The organism is Flavobacterium labens (assembly GCF_048286755.1).
Taxonomy (GTDB): Bacteria; Bacteroidota; Bacteroidia; order Flavobacteriales; family Flavobacteriaceae; genus Flavobacterium.
Genome location: NZ_JBLVPL010000002.1, coordinates 16271 through 33754 on the forward strand (window position 1 = coordinate 16271; position 17484 = coordinate 33754).

Sequence of the window (17484 nt, forward strand, 5' to 3'; positions counted from 1 at the left end):
CATTATAAATATTCAGGAGCTATTTCCTGCTTTCGCCTTTATCTTTGTTCGTTCCTCTCAAAGGATATCGGCTTTATCAGGGCTATAAACCATACCGTTTTAAACAACTATATTTTTAGAAAATTGACATTTCCGTTTTAGTAGTCAATAATTCCAACGCATTCATACCTAACTCTGAATTTCCTTTTTCATTAAGTCGAGGACTCCAAGTGGCAACTACAAAATTCTTAGGGTACAAAGCCGCAATTCCTCCTCCAATTCCGCTTTTACCAGGCAATCCCACTTTATAAGTAAACTCGCCTGACTCGTCATAAAATCCACATGTTTGCATCAAAGCATTAAGTCTCTTTACCTGACTTTCGTTAAAATTGGTATTCCAGCTTTAGTTTTTCCTTCATTGGCAAGAAAGAAAAAGGAATGGGCTAATTCTTTACATGTCATTTCTATAGAACACTGATGAAAATAAAAATCAAGCACTTCGTCAACATCGTTATTTATATTTCCAAAAGATTTTAAAAAATTAGCTAAAGCAGCATTCCTGAAACGAGTATCTTTCTCAGATTGCGCTACTTTTAAATTATACTCAATTGCAGAACTCCCAGAAATCATTCTTATAAAATCCAGAAAATCTTGTTTTGGGTTTTCTAAATGAGTTACAAGCATATCAGCAATAACAATTGCTCCTGCATTGATAAAAGGATTTCGGGGAATTCCTTTTTCATATTCTAATTGTACTAAGGAATTAAAAGCACTTCCTGATGGCTCGACTCCTACTCGTTCCCATATTTTTTCATCCAAAAAAGAAAATGCTAATGCAACAGTCAGTGCTTTAGAAATACTTTGAATAGAAAATTTCTCCCCACTATCACCTATTGCAAAGTCCTCGCCGGAAATTGTCGTTAAATGTATTCCAAATTTATCAGGATTTACCTTAGCTAATTCGGGAATGGAAGAAGTAACCTTCCCTAATGTTGGAAGTTTCCCAGATTCATTATATATTTCTTGTAAAATAACTTTGTAATTCATGTAAAGACTTTGATATATTTAAAATGATACGATTACGTTTTCAGTTTTTTCTTTCTAGCTGCAGGAAATAATACATTATTCAAAATCAAACGATATCCTGGCGAATTAGGATGCAAATCCAGAACCGTTGGTGGATCCCCTACTTGGTGCTGAAAATCTTCTGGGTCATGACCACCATAAAACGTAAACATTCCCTTCCCTTTTTGACCATGAATGTAACGTGCTTCGCCATTGACCTCACAAGTACCCATCACCAAAATATTCGATTTAATTAAAGGAATATCAAATGCGGTGGTTTGTCCCATGAATCCTTTTACTAATTGTGTATGATTTTGACAAAGCATACTAGGAATTGGATCCCATTTTGCCGAAAATTCCATTAATGTAAAATAATCTTTCTCCATAGGAACTCTTCGTTTTGAAGTCATATCAATATCTGAAAATTCATATTGTTCGGGTCTTCTTTCTAAAGTAAAATCTTTGAAAGCAAATGAATTGCTGTAATTCATTTTTGATTGGTAATTTCCTTCACTCGGGTCCCCATCAAACATTGCTTCACAAATATCAACACCATCTGCAGCCAAAGCAATATCAAAACTATCCGTTGCAGAACACATGGCAAACATAAATCCACCACCTATTACAAAACCCCTAATTTTCTTAGCAACTGCTCCTTTTTCTTGAGATACTTTAGGAAATCCTAATTTATTTGCCAGTGTCTCAGCATCTTTCTTTTGCTCGATATACCAAGGTGCATTTTTGTAAGCTCCATAAAATTTGCCATATTGCCCCGTAAAATCCTCATGATGCAAGTGCAACCAATCATACAATAACAATTGTTCACTTAAAACTTCTTCATCATAAATTGGCGTAAAAGGAATTTCGGCATAAGTCAATACCATAGTCACCGCATCGTCCCAAGGTTGTTTCCCTTTTGGCGTATAAACAGCAATTTTTGGTGCTTTTTCCAGTACAACTGATTCCATATTTTGGGAAGGACTGGATATTTCGTTCAAGATTGCCAATTGATCTCCATCTGAAATAACCTCAAAACTCACTCCTCTAATTTGGCATTCTTTGCGTATTTCTTCAGCATCAGGTAATAAAAAAGAACCTCCACGATAGTTAAGCAACCAACTGGCTTTATAATTTTTATCTAAACACCAATAAGTGATTCCGTAGGCTTTGAGATGATTCTGTTGACTCGTTTCATCCATTGGCAACAAAATAAAAGAAGCTTTTGCCGTAATTGTCAGCAAAAAAATAAGAATATATAGAAATGGCTTCGACATCGATTTTTAATTTTTATACCTCAAAGATAGAAAGTAAGCAATTCAAATACATGAAATTTAACTATTAAATCAATTCCTAAAATAAGTTTAGAGGTAAAACACGTAAAAATACGCATAGCCAAACAATTTCCTATTCCTAAATTCGCAGATATCCATAAATCAATGAAGATGAAAAATTTAATAATGAATTCAACTAAAAAAAATAGACCTTTCAGTATTAAGAATCTAATGACAAATGTTGTAATAGTCATATTAATAATACTCATCATTACTTTCTATGTCTTATGTTACCAGTTTATTTTCAATTAACATACATTTTAAGTACTATAAATACAATACTTCTTTATTTTGAAAAACTATTACACAACTTTATCAGAAGAAATTCTTTCTGTTGCTAAATCAGGGAAAGATACTGTCACCTTAAGGAGACAACTTTTTTATATCAGACAAGCAAAACTTGAAAAAAGTTTAAACACGGATGAGTTGAAAAAGACTTTTTGGATAAATATTTACAATGCTTTTTACCTTATCACTTTAAAAGAAACAAAACTAGGAAAAGAAATTTTCAATCTGAAAAGAATTAAAATTTCACGTGCAGTATTTTCATTAAATGACATTGAACACGGTATTTTAAGGAAGTACAAATTTAGAATTGGCTATGGATATATTACGAATCCATTCTACTGTGATTTTATAAAAAAATTAGCGGTAAGCAAAGTCGATTACAGAATCCATTTTGCATTAAGAAGCCTTGAATTGGAGAAAAAAACTATTGACTGTTTCAATTGTGAAGAAATAGAAAAACAACTTACTGAAGTTACCAACGATTTTATTCGTTTGGAAACTGAATTTGACAATGATTCTAAAACAATTAGAGTTTCCGCTTTTTTATTATCTTATTTAAGGGATTTTGGAGGCAAAAAAAGCGTGAAAAAATTATTGGAAACAATTTTTGAAAGAGATTTAAAGGAATATAAACTCCGATTTAAAACCTACAAAAGAACAGAAAAATTACTCCAGGTTTCTTGATGTAAACATTCAAAAAAAATAACCAATCAATTTGAATAATATTAATCGTTCAGCAACATAAATTCATTCTGAACGGCATAAACCACTAAACCTGCAATATTTCTGGATTCGGTTTTCAACAACAAATTATTTCTATGTCCTTCTACTGTTCTTGGACTTATAAAAAGCAGTTCTGCAATTTCCAACGTACTTTTTTGGGCACAAATCAGTTTAAGTACTTCAATCTCACGTGGACTAAGAAAATTGCTGTCAAAATTACTCTTGGTCTTTTTATTTGTCAATACATCGGCATGAATGATTTTCATAACATAATCCGTATAATAAAATCCCTTTGAGGCGACTTCATTTATTGTTGTCAATAATTCTTGTGGTGTTGCATTTTTTATTAAATACGAAACAGCTCCTACATCAATCATATTAGCAACAAAAGATTTTGAATCATAACTGGTCAGCGCAATAATTTTGATTTCTGGAAATTCTTTTCGAATAATCTTAGTTGCTTCAACTCCATTTATTATTGGCATTTTCAAATCCATGATAATAATATCTGGATGACTATTTTTATTGTTTTGAAGGAAAGAAATTAGTTCATCTCCATTAGAAGCCTCAAAAACAATCTCAATATTTGTTTCGCGTCCCAATAAAAAAGAGATTCCTTTTCTAAAAAGAATCTCATCATCGACTAATATTATTTGTATAGTTTTGCTCATTTTTTAAAAATTAAAAACTACTGAAATTCCTTTATTTATTGATGAATCCAAGGTCATCTTACCATTTAAAAAAGCAATTCTACTTTCTATATTTTTCATTCCCAGACCTTTCTTATTTTCGTCGGATTTCATTTCAAAACCAATCCCGTCATCCGTATAAAAACACCAATTCTTTTCATTCTTTTTTTCAAAAATAATCGAGATAATAGATGCTTTTCCATGACGCAACGAATTATTCATCAGCTCTTGTAAAATTCTAAATACATGCAAATGTTTATCATTGTCTATAATATCAAATACAGTTTTATTTTCATAATTTACCTTTACGGCTTTGGAACTACTGAATTCCAAACACAATTCCTCTACACCTGCATGAAGTCCAAATTTATCTAAAACGGGAGGTAACAAACCGTGTGCAATTTTCCTTGAATTATCTAGTGCTTTGGCCGTAAGATTAATAATGTTGTTCGTAATTTCTACTACCTCAGTCTCGGTTAAATTAGGCGTGGTAAGCAAATGACTGTTTAAAGAAACTATATTGAGTTTAGAACTAATATCGTCATGCAAATCTTGTGCAATACGCTTGCGTTCCTCTTCCTGAGTAATAATTACAGAGCTTAAAAGTTCTTTTTGATACTGGATTTCTAAATCCTTTTTTTCAAATTCCTTTTGAATAATTTTCTTTCTCGAAAAATAAAAAAACAATATTAAAACCAATCCCATCAGAAGGAAAGCGATAAAACTATACACTATGATTTCAATTATTTCACTTTCCTGCAGTGTATTGACTTTCATAAAATTGTTTTAAATTCTCTTTTTTTTGAAAAACTTTTTTTCCATTCTAATAATATAAAAATCTGATAAAAAATATACAATATGCAATTCAAAATCCACGTAATTTTATTCATTTTTGGACTTAAAACAATTGTAAGATTCCCTACCAGAAACAAAATTGTACTTCCGAACAAATAGAATAAAATGCCCATATTTATTAAATAGAACTCTTTTTTTTCATTCAACATATTGTAAAAATGAAAAGTGGCGTACAAAATCAATAATATTGAAGTAATTAATATTTCGAAAAGATTAAATTTTAAAAACAAAGAAAAGTCATATGCATATTGTATAGCTAATGCTAATAGGCTTGTGATTAAACAAACTTTCACTATTTTTTTTTGCAATTCTTGTTTTAAAATATTCACGTAAAAAAGGCTAAGAATTATAAACTGACCGATAAAATAAAAATGCGATAGATATAAGTTATTAATATTGAATTTTTTCAAGGTCATTGAAGTAATTTGGACTAAAAAAATTACACCAAGATACCATGTGAAAAGTGAGTAAGCTTTCCCGTAATTACGGTAGCCTTTAATAAATAAAATCAGGTTAAGAAATAAAATTAAATACCCAATATTTGCAAATAAAATCCACATAATAATTAGGAATTTAGAGGACTTTCAGGATCACTAGCCGGCGGGCAAGGCTCCGTAAAATCGTATATATTATCTTGGCCTCCTGCTGAATTTCCCAAAGTGTCAGAAATCATATCGACATAAATTCCTGTTTCCGGATTGAATTTTGTACCTACAATCATTAATTTTTCAACGCCTGCATCATCCACTCCAATATAAGCTCTCACGGCATCTACTCCTTCTGCTAAAACTTCCAATAAATCTACTTTCGGAATCAAAAATGCACTGACATGATGGTGTTTATTGTAATCTCCTTCTTTTTTAGACCAACGCTTGGCCCATTTCTGTGCAGTTTTTAAAGGGATTGCATTTACAGTTTTGGTTTCTTTATGGTTTTCAGAAGTAGTTTCTTGTGACATAAGCGATAGGTTTTGGTCAACAATATTTTTAAAATTAAAAATCGATAGCTAAACTACTACTTTTTATTGTTTTAACAAAATACATCCTATGTATTACAACATTAAAAAGCCTAAATCAAATGGATGATTTAGGCTTTTAATGTTTATATTCTAAAAAACAATATTTGACTGGTTTAATTTTCTAAAACGGAACGTCGCTGTCATCATCCAAATCATTCAAATTACTTCCAAAAGCTTCATTAGCCGAAGGGAGATTTTTAGTGATAAAAGGATTATCGTCTTGATTCATACTTGAAGGTAAATCATCATATCCTCCACTAAAATCTTCCAGATTGTCAAACTTTCCTAGATGTCCAATAAACTTCAATCGAACGTTTTCAATACTACCATTACGGTGTTTAGCAATCATTATTTCTGCCTGACCAGTCGTTGGTGAAGCTTCATCATCATCCCACTCATCAATTTTGTAATATTCAGGACGGTATAAAAACGATACAATATCGGCATCTTGCTCAATCGCTCCCGATTCACGTAAATCCGATAATAAAGGTCTTTTACTTGATCCACGCGTTTCTACTGCACGCGACAATTGCGAAAGTGCAATAACCGGAACATTTAATTCCTTGGCCAATGCTTTTAAGTTTCGGGAAATCGTAGAAATCTCTTGCTCTCTATTTCCGCCTCCTTTTCCGTTTCCTCCGGCTGTCATCAATTGCAAATAATCTACAATAATAATTCGGATTCCGTGTTGCGAAACCAAACGTCTTGCTTTAGCCCTTAAATCGAAAATAGACAATGAAGGCGTATCATCAATAAACAAAGGTGCTTTTTCTAAATTTTTAACTTTGGTACTCAATTGTTCCCATTCGTGTTTTTCCAGTTTTCCGGTACGCAATTTTTCCGATGACAAACCTGTCTCAGAAGAAATCAAACGGGTAATCAACTGAACCGATGCCATCTCCAAAGAAAATAAAGCAACTGGCATCCCAAAATCAATTGCCATATTTCTAGCCATCGATAATACAAATGCGGTCTTACCCATTGCTGGCCTTGCCGCTATAATAATTAAATCACTTGGTTGCCAACCTGAGGTAATCTTATCTAATTTATCAAAACCTGTTGCAACACCACTCAGTCCCTCTTGACCGGCAATTTCCTCTATTCTTTTCTTGGCCTGTAACACTAAACTCTGTGCTGTTTCAGAACTACGTTTTATGTTTCCTTGTGTTACTTCGTATAATTTGGATTCAGCTCTATCCAATAAATCAAAAACATCTGTTGTTTCATCATAGGATTCTTCAATGATTTCTGAAGATATTCGAATCAAACTACGCTGAATAAATTTTTGCAAAATGATTCTGGAGTGAAATTCAATGTGTGCCGAAGAGGAAATCTTTTGCGTAAGCTGAATTAAATAAAAATCACCGCCTGCCAACTCTAATTTTGCATTTTTCTTAAGTTGAGCAGAAACGGTTAATAAGTCAATAGGCTGTGTTTCTGTAAACAATTGTACAATAGCCTCAAAAATATGTTTGTGTGCATCTTTGTAAAAAGCATCAGGCTGTAAAATGTCAATCACATCATCTACCCCTTTTTTATCAATCATCATGGCACCCAGCACCGCCTCTTCTAAATCGAGAACCTGAGGAGGCAATTTCCCTTTTTCTAAGCTTATAATTGTTGTTTTATCCACCTTTACAGGGTTTATATTTCTGAAGTTTTCCATAGAGCGAAAGTAGCAAAAATTAAAAAAATATTGTCATTGAGTTGTTACAAATAATTGTTCATAAGTAACTATTTTTTGTTTATAACCCAAAAAAAATCCGTCTCGTTCTAGGTTTTTAGCACGAGACGGATTAAAGATAAATTTGTAAGATTTTACTCTTTATATTCGCCCATTTTACTGTATTTGTCCATTCTTTGGGCTATTAATTCTTCTGTTGATAAGTCTTTCAATTCATTAAAACCTTTCATGATATATTGCTCTACCGTTTTGAAAGTAGTCTCTTTATCATAGTGTGCTCCACCTAAAGGTTCCGGAATGATATCATCCACTAATTTTTGTTTTTTCATGTCTGCAGAAGTCAATTTTAATGCTTCGGCAGCTAGTTCTTTGTATTCCCAGCTTTTCCATAAAATAGAAGAACACGATTCTGGTGAAATAACAGAATACCAGGTGTTTTCCATCATGTAAACTTTATCACCAACTCCTATTCCTAATGCTCCTCCAGAAGCTCCTTCACCAACAATTACTGTGATAATAGGCACTTTTAAACGAATCATTTCAAATATGTTTCTGGCAATAGCTTCACCTTGTCCACGTTCCTCTGCTTCTAATCCTGGATAAGCTCCCGGAGTGTCAATAAGAGTGACCACTGGAATACCAAATTTTTCAGCCATTTTCATCAAGCGCAACGCTTTTCTATAACCTTCTGGATTTGCCATCCCAAAATTACGAAACTGACGCATTTTAGTATTGATCCCTTTTTGTTGGCCGACAAACATGAATGATTGTCCATTAATTTGCCCTAAACCACCAATCATGGCTTTGTCATCCTTAAATGATCTATCTCCAAAAAGTTCAAGAAATGTACCTTTAGTAAGATTAGTAATATGCTCTAGCACATAAGGTCTATTAGGGTGACGAGATAGTTGGACACGTTGCCAAGCAGTCAAGTTTTTATAAATATGCCTTTTAGTCTCTTCTAACTTTTTGTTGATTTGTTTGCAAGTATTCGTTACATCAACATCCGATTCTTGACCAATAATAAGACATTTGTCTAACTGTTCTTCTAGTTCTTTTATTGGAAGCTCAAAATCTAAATATTCCATAGGATTTTTGCGTTTTTGTTTTTATTTGGAACCGCAAATATAAAATTTTAAATCGTTCAAAAAGGTAAATTTTATATTTATGTGTAAAAGTTTGCTTCTCAAAACCTTGAGAAAGTTATTCTTGTTTGTCCTTTTGATAGTGTTTTATAACCCCATTTAGGATTACGGTGATTACAATTATTAGTGCCCCGATGTAAAACTCAAAGCTCATTTTCTCTTTTCCGCCAAGGATAAAATAGGCCAAAACTATCCCGTAAACCGGCTCTAAATTTGTAGTCAGCATTACGGTATACGGTGTCAGTTTTCGCATCACTTTTACCGAAGCTGTAAAGGCATACGCAGTACAAATTGATGCTAAAACCAGAATTAAAACCCAATTATTAGCTGTCAGTATAAAGAAATCAGCCGTGAATTTTTGCTGGAATAAAAAGTAAATCGTAATAAAGAAAACACCTGCCAGAAATTCGTAAAAAGCAATTACGGAAGGTTCGTGTCTTTCAATCAATTTTCCGTTCATTAGCGTAAACAAAACACCTAATATGATCGATGCCAAGGCGTATAGCATTCCATCCAAATAGTTAATTTCGACTTTCATAATTAATGCTAAACCAGCAATAATAATAAGACCAAAAAATACTTCGTACCACAATACCTTTCGACCATAAAAAACAGGCTCTAAAATGGACGCAAAAAATGCTCCCAACGAAAAAACGGATAGTGTAATGGACACATTAGAAACATGGATGGCTTTGAAGAAAAAGATCCAATGCAAGGCAATCAGCAATCCCACAAAAATCAATTTCAAGAAGGATTGTAAAGGGATTTTAAATGATATCTTTTTGAATGCAATAAATAAAGCTAAAAACAGCCCTGCAAAAAACATGCGATACCAAACTAAAGCATCGGCGGTAATGGTGATTAAAGCGCCTAAAATAGCGGTAAAACCCCAAATAAAAACAATCAAATGAAGGTTTAAGTAACTTTTTAATTTATCGTTTTGCATTACGTAACAAATAAATGGCTAAAATTCCAAAAGCAATGTTAGGCAACCAAACGGCTAACATGGGTGGTATACTCGATTTTTCGGCTAATACACCAAAGATTTTATCAAAAAACACAAAGGCAAAAGCCAATGCAATTCCTATCGCTAGATTCGTTCCCATTCCTCCTCTTCGCTTCATCGAAGAAACGGCAACGGCAATAATAGTAAGAATAAATGCCGATACAGGAACACTATATTTTTTATACAATACAACTAAATAAACATTGATATTAGAGGAACCTCGCTCACGTTCTTTTGCAATAAAGGCATTTAATTTCCCTAAACTCAGCGTTTCTGCAATGTAAACGACAGGCGTTAAATCCTCTAAATCAAAGGTGAAAACAGCCTCTTTTTGAGGTGCTTTTTCAATTTTATCATTTAGCTCACCCACCGTCCTTTTAGTATAATCATACATAGTGTAGGTGCTGTCCTTCGGGTTCCATTTTATTCTGGTAGCGGTAATTTTATGGACTAGCTTCTGATTTTTAAATTTTTCAAGCGAAAAATTAAAAGCCGTTTTAGACTCTGTATTGAAACTGTTTACATAGATAAACTCATCATCACTAATTTGTCTGTAAACGTCTGTATCATCACCACGCATCGCTTCTTTTCCGCCACCTTTCAAGTATGTATACCTAAAATTATTGAATCCTTCACTGGCTGCAGGAACCACAAAGAAACCCATCAGTAATACAAAAACAGAAACTATGGAAGCGCCAATTATATAGGGTCTTAAAAAGCGCGTGAATGAAATTCCCGAACTTAAAATAGCGATAATCTCCGTATCATTTGCCAGTTTTGACGTAAACCAAATCACCGATAAAAACAAAAATATTGGAAAAAGGGAATTCGCAAAATAAATAGTAAAGTTGTAATAGTACAGTGCAATCTCTAAAAACGGGATTTTATTCTCCAGCATTTTATTGATCTTCTCGGATACGTCAACAACAATTCCTATGGGGATAAACAACAACAGCATCACCGCAAATGTGGCTAAATATCTTTTTAGGATGTATTTGTCTATTATTGTAAGCATAAAGGTGTATTCGGTTAATCGTTTATTTGGTTATTCGCTAAAACAGTCAATCGCTTACTCGTTGATTCGATTAAACAAATAACCGAATAAACAAATCCACCAATTTACAATCTTTGGCTCATGTTTTTCACCATCATTTCTTTCCAAGGTCTGAAATCGCCCGCTAAGATATGTTTTCTCGCTTCACGAACCAACCACATATAAAAACCAAGATTGTGTATCGTAGCAATTTGTTTTCCCAAGTATTCATTGGCAGCAAAAAGGTGACGCAAATACGCTTTTGTGTATTCCGTATCCACATAAGTGATTGCCATTTCGTCAATTGGAGAGAAATCAGCTTCCCACTTTTTATTTTTGATATTGATTGTACCATTTGCAGTAAACAACATTCCGTTTCTGGCGTTACGCGTAGGCATCACACAGTCAAACATGTCGATTCCAAGGGCAATATTTTCCAAAATATTTATTGGAGTTCCCACTCCCATCAGGTAACGCGGTTTGTCTTCCGGTAAAATTTCGCAAACCACTTCAGTCATCGCGTACATTTCTTCGGCAGGTTCCCCTACTGAAAGGCCACCAATGGCGTTTCCTACTTGATTAGAATTCGCAATATATTCCGCTGATTGCTGACGCAAATCCTTATAACAGCTTCCCTGAACAATTGGGAAAAAAGCTTGATCGTAACCGTATTTTACAGGCTGAGTGTCTAAATGATTGATGCAACGGTTTAACCAACGATGCGTCATTTTCATTGAGCGTTTCGCGTAGTTGTAATCACAAGGATACGGCGTACACTCATCAAAAGCCATGATAATATCAGCACCAATGGTACGTTGAATTTCCATCACATTCTCTGGCGTAAAAAAGTGGTACGAACCGTCAATATGCGATTTGAACTTAACTCCTTCTTCCTTGATTTTTCGGTTGGCCGAAAGTGAATACACTTGGTAGCCACCGGAATCCGTCAAAATATTACGGTCCCAGTTCATGAATTTATGCAATCCACCGGCTTTCTCCAGAATTTCCGTTTGTGGTCGCAAGTATAAGTGGTAGGTATTTCCCAAGATAATATCTGGGTTGATATCGTCTTTCAATTCGCGTTGATGCACCCCTTTTACAGAACCTACGGTTCCTACAGGCATAAAAATTGGAGTTTCAATCACACCGTGATCAGTAGTAATACTTCCCGCTCTGGCTTTAGACAGCGGGTCTTTTTTTAATAAATCAAACTTCATAGTAACGTATTTCACCCGATTGTTCGGCTGGCAAAGATAGGTTAATTTGAAATCTACATCAAAAAAAATGTTTTTCATCCCATAAAGTAAAAAAGTGTCCCAAAAGCTATCAGGATAACAACCAAAACATACCAGCTTTTTAAGAGAGTATTAGACAATTATAGCATTCAAAAATACACGTATCCTTTAGCACCTGGTTTTGGGCGTGACCACACTTTCATTTTCATTACAGCGTGGTCTGGCTATTCGTTGCAAACGAAGTTCACTGAACTCCTAATGAAAAATATCAAAAAAGTGAAGTGATTCCTCACGCAAAACAAGTCGTAATAACAATTAAATTAGTCTCATGTAAATTCAAAAAAGTACTCAACAAATTAAAAGTCCTTTTGATGATTTATAATGAATTATCTATATATTTGAATTAAAATAAAGTATGGTATTTGTCATAGATATCTACCCAAAACTGGATGGCTTTGTATGATTTTGACATACATATATACAAGTTATGCAACACTATATCAGAACTTACCCAGAAAATATAATTATGAAGAATAAACTAACATATCTGTTGTTTTTACTGTTTACTAATTTATGCTTTTCTCAAACAGATACGTTTTATAAAATCATATTTGAAAACGAAAAAAATTTTGAAACAATCAAAATTTTAAATGGAAGAATTCCTAAAAAATTCATATTAGTCGATTCAACAGTTACATTTTACCCTAAAAGCTTTTGGCTAGACAATATAGATTTGAAAGATGAAAAAGTTATAAAAGAAATTGAAAATGACGAACATCATCCATTCAACAATGTTTACATATTTTCTCAAAAAAAATACAATGTTTTGTTTAGTGATGATGAAAAAGAATATTTAAGCAAAGCTTGTAAAAAAGCAAAGTCTAAAAAAATTAAAATAACAGAAAAGAAATATTTTACGGTAAGTAGTACTAATAAAATAAAAGGATTTTATTTTTTAGTTAGTGAACCAGTTTATACTTCAAATAACAAATTTGCCTTCGTACAAGTAGACATTAAACAAAAAGGCAGTTTCTTAGGAGAAAAAACCGATGACTATTATGGAGTTTTAAAAATTATCTTTGAAAAGGATGAAAATGAAATTTGGAAACAAATTGGAAATTATGAACATCTAGTATTATAGCGTTGCATAACAGCTACTACAACGGATTTGGGCAATTGGCTTAATAGAAAGATGGTTTTGTATTTGGAATGATTTGGCAAATCCGAAAGTAGGGCTTAATTTAGTCCCAAATCAGCTGTAGTATCAAACGTTAGCAATAACATTACTAGAAAAATTGCATATAATGAAGAAACTTAAGATCTTAATTCTACTTCTGAATTTATTTTCTGTGGAAATTATATTGTCACAGAATTGCAACTACCAAGAATATAATAATTTTGTCGAACTAGGCAAGAAAGAGAAATTAAGTGGAAACTTAAAGGAAGCGAATAAATATTTCCAATTGGCCTTTGAAAATACTGATTTCCCATTTGGAAATGATTTAAGTTATGCTTTAGAAACTGCTATTCAAGTTAAAGACAAGGTGTTTATGGAAAAAATTGCTGTAAAATTAGCCAAAGGTGGAATTCCAAAAGAGTTTTTTGAAAAGTTCGAATCCTATAAATGGCATAATACTTTTATTGCAGAATTCCCAAATTATCAAAAATATTACTCCGAGAACTTTAATCAAGAACTTAAAAAAAGCTTGATAGAATTGGAGAGATATGATTACACCGCAACTAGTCACTTTCACGAATGGAGAACTAGAAAAATAGAACACTCAACAGACACATTAGTATCAGAATTTACCAAAGTTTCAAAAAGGTTTCAAAATATTGTCGAAAAATTTGGTTTTCCAACAGAACGAAATTTTGGTTATTATTATAACAAAAAACGAGTTTATGAACTTCCTACATTTGTACTTTTGGTACATATTTATCAAAGAGGTGAACTGCTTTACATAGACAAGTTAAATCAATTATATTGCGATGGAAATTTAAATTATTATCAATCGAATCAACTTTTAACTATTCGCGGTTTTGGGAATAGTTCAGGTATATATCAAGAAATGCAAGCTAGAAAAAAGAAATTTAGAAAAAACGAATAAATGCTACTGCTAACAGCCATTTTGAGCTAGCTAGAATTTACTGGAATTACCGTTTCGCATCAAGTTTTCATAAATCCTAAAACTTAGCGGTTGCTAATTTACAGCCATCTCAAAGTGGCGAAACGAACTTTGGAAGCAATTTTAACACTCCGCAGTTGTAACAAACTATTTTTTTTAAAGACTTGTCAAAGAAAAAGACAATATGGAAACGAACCGAAGACTTTGGCTGAAAAAAATTGGTATTGGAGTAGCTGGTATTGGACTTACACACTTCAATTCATTTGCTTCTACTCTTGTATCAGAAAATTTAATTAATAGTTTTGAAAATGATGCTAACTTAATTTTTTTACGTTCAAATGAAAACCCCTATGGTCTATCTTCGTTAGCAAGGAAAGCATTTGTAGACAATGCCAATATTAGTAACCGATATAATTGGGATGTTGCGACACAACTGATTGCTGACCTTGCATTACGAAATAGTGTTAAAGACGAAAACATATTGTTGGGTGCTGGTTCAACTGAAATTTTAGATTTGGTTGCAAAATTTGTATCACTAGACAAAGGACACGAACCGAAGGTGACTGGCAACGCAAATTATGTAATCGCAGACCCAAGCTATGATTATTGGACAGTTACATTAGATAATTTAGGTTTAACGAAAAATAAAGTACCGCTTACAAACGACAAGAAAATTAATTTGCAAGCTATGTTGGCAGCTGTAAACCAAGATACAAAACTTGTTTATATCTGTAATCCAAACAACCCAACTGGAACAGTTTGTGAGAGAGAAGCATTAGTAGAATTTATAACTAAAATTTCACAAAATACAATTGTATTAATTGATGAGGCGTATTTGGACTTTACTAAACAGCAATCCCTTAGCAATATGGTAAATGACCACAGAAATATTATTATCGCCAAAACATTTTCCAAAATGTATGGTTTGGCTGGAGCACGGATTGGGTATGCAATTGCAAACAAAACAATAATTGATAATTTGGCAAATTTGCAATCCAATACAAATAATAGCGTTAGTGTATTATCAAAACTTGCTGCTATAGCTTCGTTGAAAGATGATAAATTTGTTTCAAATTGCTACTTGCTAAATGAAAATGTAAGACAATATACTATCAGCGAACTCAAAAAATTAAATTGTGAGTGCATTTCTTCTAACACAAATTTCATCTATTTTTCACTTGCAAAATACAACAAGGACTATTTCAAACAATTAGAAAACAATAATATTGAAGGGGGAAGAATATATGAAGAGCAAGGGAAATGGACAAGGATTACAGTGGGTAAAATGGACGAAATGAAAAAATTTATTAAAGCAATACAATAAAAAACCGCCACCAACACACGCTAAAAACAATTTGAGCAATTGGCTTAATCGGAAAATGGTTTTGTAATTGGAAGATTTTTGATTACCTGATTGGCAGGCTTAAATCGATTTCGTTAAATTAACTGACCGAAAATTAATTGTTCGTACATTTACTTTCAAAAAAAACCGCCTAAATTAAGATAAGATGTACGAATTGCTAAAAAAGTATATCAATAACAGAATACAAATTAATGACGAGGAAATTAATTTGATTTGTTCCTATTTTAAACCTGTACGAACAAAACGGAATGAAATTTTAGTGCGTTATGAAGAAATATGTCAGCAGTATTATTTTATAAACAAAGGTTGTATCAGACTTTTTACAATCAATAAAGAAGGAACAGAAACTTCCCGATTTTTTGCCTTTGAAGGTAATTTTGGAACTGCACTACCTAGTTTTATTGATCAGCAACCCGCTTTTGAATACCTACAAACAATAGAAAAATCTGATTTATTAGTAATTTCCAGAACTGATTTTTATCATCTTGTAGCAACAATGCCAGAATTTGCAATGATATACAGAGAGATTCTAGAGCTGGGTTTTATAACAGCCCAAAAACGCATTTACGGTTTTCAAGGCTTTGACGCTTTGGAGAAAGTCAAATGGATAATTAACCATCAACCTCATTTTTTATTACGCGTTTCTAATAAAATGGCAGCTTCTTACTTAGGAATTTCTCCTTCGACCTTAAGCAGAATAAAATCTAAACTCTAAAAACGTTGACATAGGACAAACTTTTTGCCCTCGATCATTTTTAATTTTGTAAAAAATTAATCATGAAAGTCAACTCTTATCTGTTAACACTGTTTATTCCGCTTTTTTCATTGGCACAAATAAGCACTCAAAAAAGTATAGTTCTAACTAATTCTAATGCAAAAAAAGAACAAAATTATACCACAGATTCCGTTCAATTAACGCTTAAAACAGCATTTCAAATAACAGAACAAGCACGCTCAACCGCCACTGCATTAGGAAAAAATGTAACAGTTGCAGTATTAGATGCATCGGGGCAAATTATCATTATCACTCGTGGTGAAGAAGTCGGTCCACACAATACGGAGGCAGCAAGAAGAAAGGCCTACACCGCATTGTCCACTAAAACGCCCACTCTACTTTTATCGAGAAATGCCAGATTAAACCCAGACACTCAAAATTTAGCCTCACTGCCGGAACTCTTGCTATTAGCTGGTGGTTATCCGCTTTGGTACAACGGGAAACTTATTGGTGGTATTGGCATCGCTGGAGGTGGTAGTCCTGAAAATGATGATTTAATCGCTAAATCAGGTGCAATTATTGACGCACAAATCACAACTCATTAATATAAAAAACAAATAAAAATGAAACATTTACTTTCAATCTTACTTTTTACTGTTGTAGCAACTGTATCCTATTCTCAGAACAATACCTACCAATTGTCAAGCCATATCTTAGATATTACAAGCGGAGCTCCTGCAAGTGGCGTGCCGGTTATATTAGAAAAATTCGATGAAACCACTAAAATATGGTCTTTTGTTGATAAAAAAACAACTGATAAGAATGGACGTATCACCGATTTTATGAATTATAAAAACGCAAAAAATGGAATTTACAAACTGCGATTCCTGATAGCAGACTATTTTAAAAGTAAAAAGATCGAGAGTTTTTATCCTTTTATAGAAGTTGTTTTCCAAATTAAGGATACCAATCATTATCATGTTCCCATAACGCTTTCCAACTATGGATATGCTACCTATAGAGGGAATTAATTTAGTTTGTCCCCATTTATTTTAAATCTTGAATGACTTTGTTCTAAAAAGCCTCATTTTCTCCTTTAGTTTTTTTTGGGATAAATGAGGTTTTTTCGTATACTTTAATCCCGACCGCTATGCTATACTAGAATTGTTAATACAGTTTCAAAACTGCGCTAACGTTTGTGTTAAAAAAGGCAATCTGATTTATTATCC

General features: G+C 33.0%; 18 protein-coding genes. 7 read left to right on the forward strand and 11 right to left on the reverse strand.

Going from position 1 to position 17484, the window contains the following annotated elements; all coding sequences use genetic code 11:
* Positions 1–115 precede the first annotated feature (115 nt).
* The 3 genes from ACNQF8_RS06640 to ACNQF8_RS06650 are packed head-to-tail and all read right to left on the reverse strand — an operon-like array spanning position 116 to position 2318.
* Positions 116–331: a glutaminase gene (locus tag ACNQF8_RS06640; protein ID WP_417953105.1), complete on the reverse strand. Its 216-nt coding sequence runs from the start codon at positions 329–331 to the stop codon at positions 116–118.
* A gap of 17 nt (positions 332–348) precedes the next feature.
* A complete protein-coding gene (gene glsA / locus ACNQF8_RS06645; protein ID WP_417953106.1) occupies positions 349–1026 on the reverse strand; it encodes a glutaminase A in 678 nt (225 codons plus the stop codon).
* 32 nt (positions 1027–1058) lie between these two features.
* Positions 1059–2318, reverse strand: a complete 1260-nt coding sequence (locus tag ACNQF8_RS06650) for an asparagine synthetase B (protein ID WP_417952578.1) — start codon at positions 2316–2318, stop codon at positions 1059–1061.
* 348 nt (positions 2319–2666) lie between these two features.
* Here ACNQF8_RS06650 and ACNQF8_RS06655 point away from each other — a divergent pair, with 348 nt between their 5' ends.
* Entirely contained in the window at positions 2667–3347 is a 681-nt protein-coding gene (locus ACNQF8_RS06655; protein WP_417952579.1) for a DUF547 domain-containing protein, read from the forward strand.
* Between the two features lie 41 nt (positions 3348–3388).
* On the opposite strand, the gene ACNQF8_RS06660 is transcribed toward ACNQF8_RS06655, so the two are convergent.
* From ACNQF8_RS06660 to tgt, 8 genes are all read right to left on the reverse strand, one after another.
* Positions 3389–4057 (reverse strand): response regulator transcription factor, encoded by a 669-nt coding sequence (locus ACNQF8_RS06660; protein WP_417953107.1) that lies wholly within the window; start codon positions 4055–4057, stop codon positions 3389–3391.
* A 3-nt stretch (positions 4058–4060) separates the two neighbouring features.
* The gene (locus tag ACNQF8_RS06665) at positions 4061–4852 is read right to left on the reverse strand and encodes a sensor histidine kinase (RefSeq protein WP_417952581.1); all 792 of its coding nucleotides are present in this window, start codon (positions 4850–4852) and stop codon (positions 4061–4063) included.
* Positions 4853–5495: 643 nt separating this feature from the next.
* Positions 5496–5888, reverse strand: a complete 393-nt coding sequence (locus tag ACNQF8_RS06670) for a hypothetical protein (RefSeq protein ID WP_417952582.1) — start codon at positions 5886–5888, stop codon at positions 5496–5498.
* Between the two features lie 181 nt (positions 5889–6069).
* Positions 6070–7614: a replicative DNA helicase gene (dnaB, locus tag ACNQF8_RS06675; RefSeq protein WP_114752849.1), complete on the reverse strand. Its 1545-nt coding sequence runs from the start codon at positions 7612–7614 to the stop codon at positions 6070–6072.
* A 152-nt stretch (positions 7615–7766) separates the two neighbouring features.
* Positions 7767–8720 (reverse strand): acetyl-CoA carboxylase carboxyltransferase subunit alpha, encoded by a 954-nt coding sequence (locus ACNQF8_RS06680; protein ID WP_417953108.1) that lies wholly within the window; start codon positions 8718–8720, stop codon positions 7767–7769.
* Between the two features lie 115 nt (positions 8721–8835).
* Positions 8836–9723 (reverse strand): DMT family transporter, encoded by an 888-nt coding sequence (locus ACNQF8_RS06685; RefSeq protein ID WP_417953109.1) that lies wholly within the window; start codon positions 9721–9723, stop codon positions 8836–8838.
* Positions 9710–10798 carry an LptF/LptG family permease gene (locus tag ACNQF8_RS06690; protein ID WP_417952584.1) on the reverse strand — a complete coding sequence of 363 codons (1089 nt, stop codon included), beginning with the start codon at positions 10796–10798 and terminating at the stop codon, positions 9710–9712. Before ACNQF8_RS06690 ends, ACNQF8_RS06685 begins: the two co-directional genes overlap by 14 nt.
* Positions 10799–10902: 104 nt before the next feature.
* Positions 10903–12033, reverse strand: a complete 1131-nt coding sequence (gene tgt, locus ACNQF8_RS06695) for a tRNA guanosine(34) transglycosylase Tgt (protein ID WP_417952684.1) — start codon at positions 12031–12033, stop codon at positions 10903–10905.
* 568 nt (positions 12034–12601) lie between these two features.
* Here tgt and ACNQF8_RS06700 point away from each other — a divergent pair.
* The 6 genes from ACNQF8_RS06700 to uraH all read left to right on the forward strand — a co-directional run bounded on the left by ACNQF8_RS06700 (position 12602) and on the right by uraH (position 17286).
* Positions 12602–13192: a hypothetical protein gene (locus ACNQF8_RS06700; protein ID WP_417953110.1), complete on the forward strand. Its 591-nt coding sequence runs from the start codon at positions 12602–12604 to the stop codon at positions 13190–13192.
* Positions 13193–13355: 163 nt separating this feature from the next.
* Entirely contained in the window at positions 13356–14159 is an 804-nt protein-coding gene (locus ACNQF8_RS06705; protein ID WP_417952586.1) for a hypothetical protein, read from the forward strand.
* A 202-nt stretch (positions 14160–14361) separates the two neighbouring features.
* Positions 14362–15501 (forward strand): pyridoxal phosphate-dependent aminotransferase, encoded by a 1140-nt coding sequence (locus ACNQF8_RS06710; RefSeq protein ID WP_417953111.1) that lies wholly within the window; start codon positions 14362–14364, stop codon positions 15499–15501.
* Positions 15502–15685: 184 nt separating this feature from the next.
* Positions 15686–16255 carry a Crp/Fnr family transcriptional regulator gene (locus tag ACNQF8_RS06715; RefSeq protein ID WP_417953112.1) on the forward strand — a complete coding sequence of 190 codons (570 nt, stop codon included), beginning with the start codon at positions 15686–15688 and terminating at the stop codon, positions 16253–16255.
* 62 nt (positions 16256–16317) lie between these two features.
* Positions 16318–16860: a heme-binding protein gene (locus tag ACNQF8_RS06720; protein WP_417953113.1), complete on the forward strand. Its 543-nt coding sequence runs from the start codon at positions 16318–16320 to the stop codon at positions 16858–16860.
* A gap of 18 nt (positions 16861–16878) precedes the next feature.
* Entirely contained in the window at positions 16879–17286 is a 408-nt protein-coding gene (gene uraH, locus ACNQF8_RS06725; protein ID WP_417953114.1) for a hydroxyisourate hydrolase, read from the forward strand.
* Positions 17287–17484 lie beyond the last annotated feature (198 nt).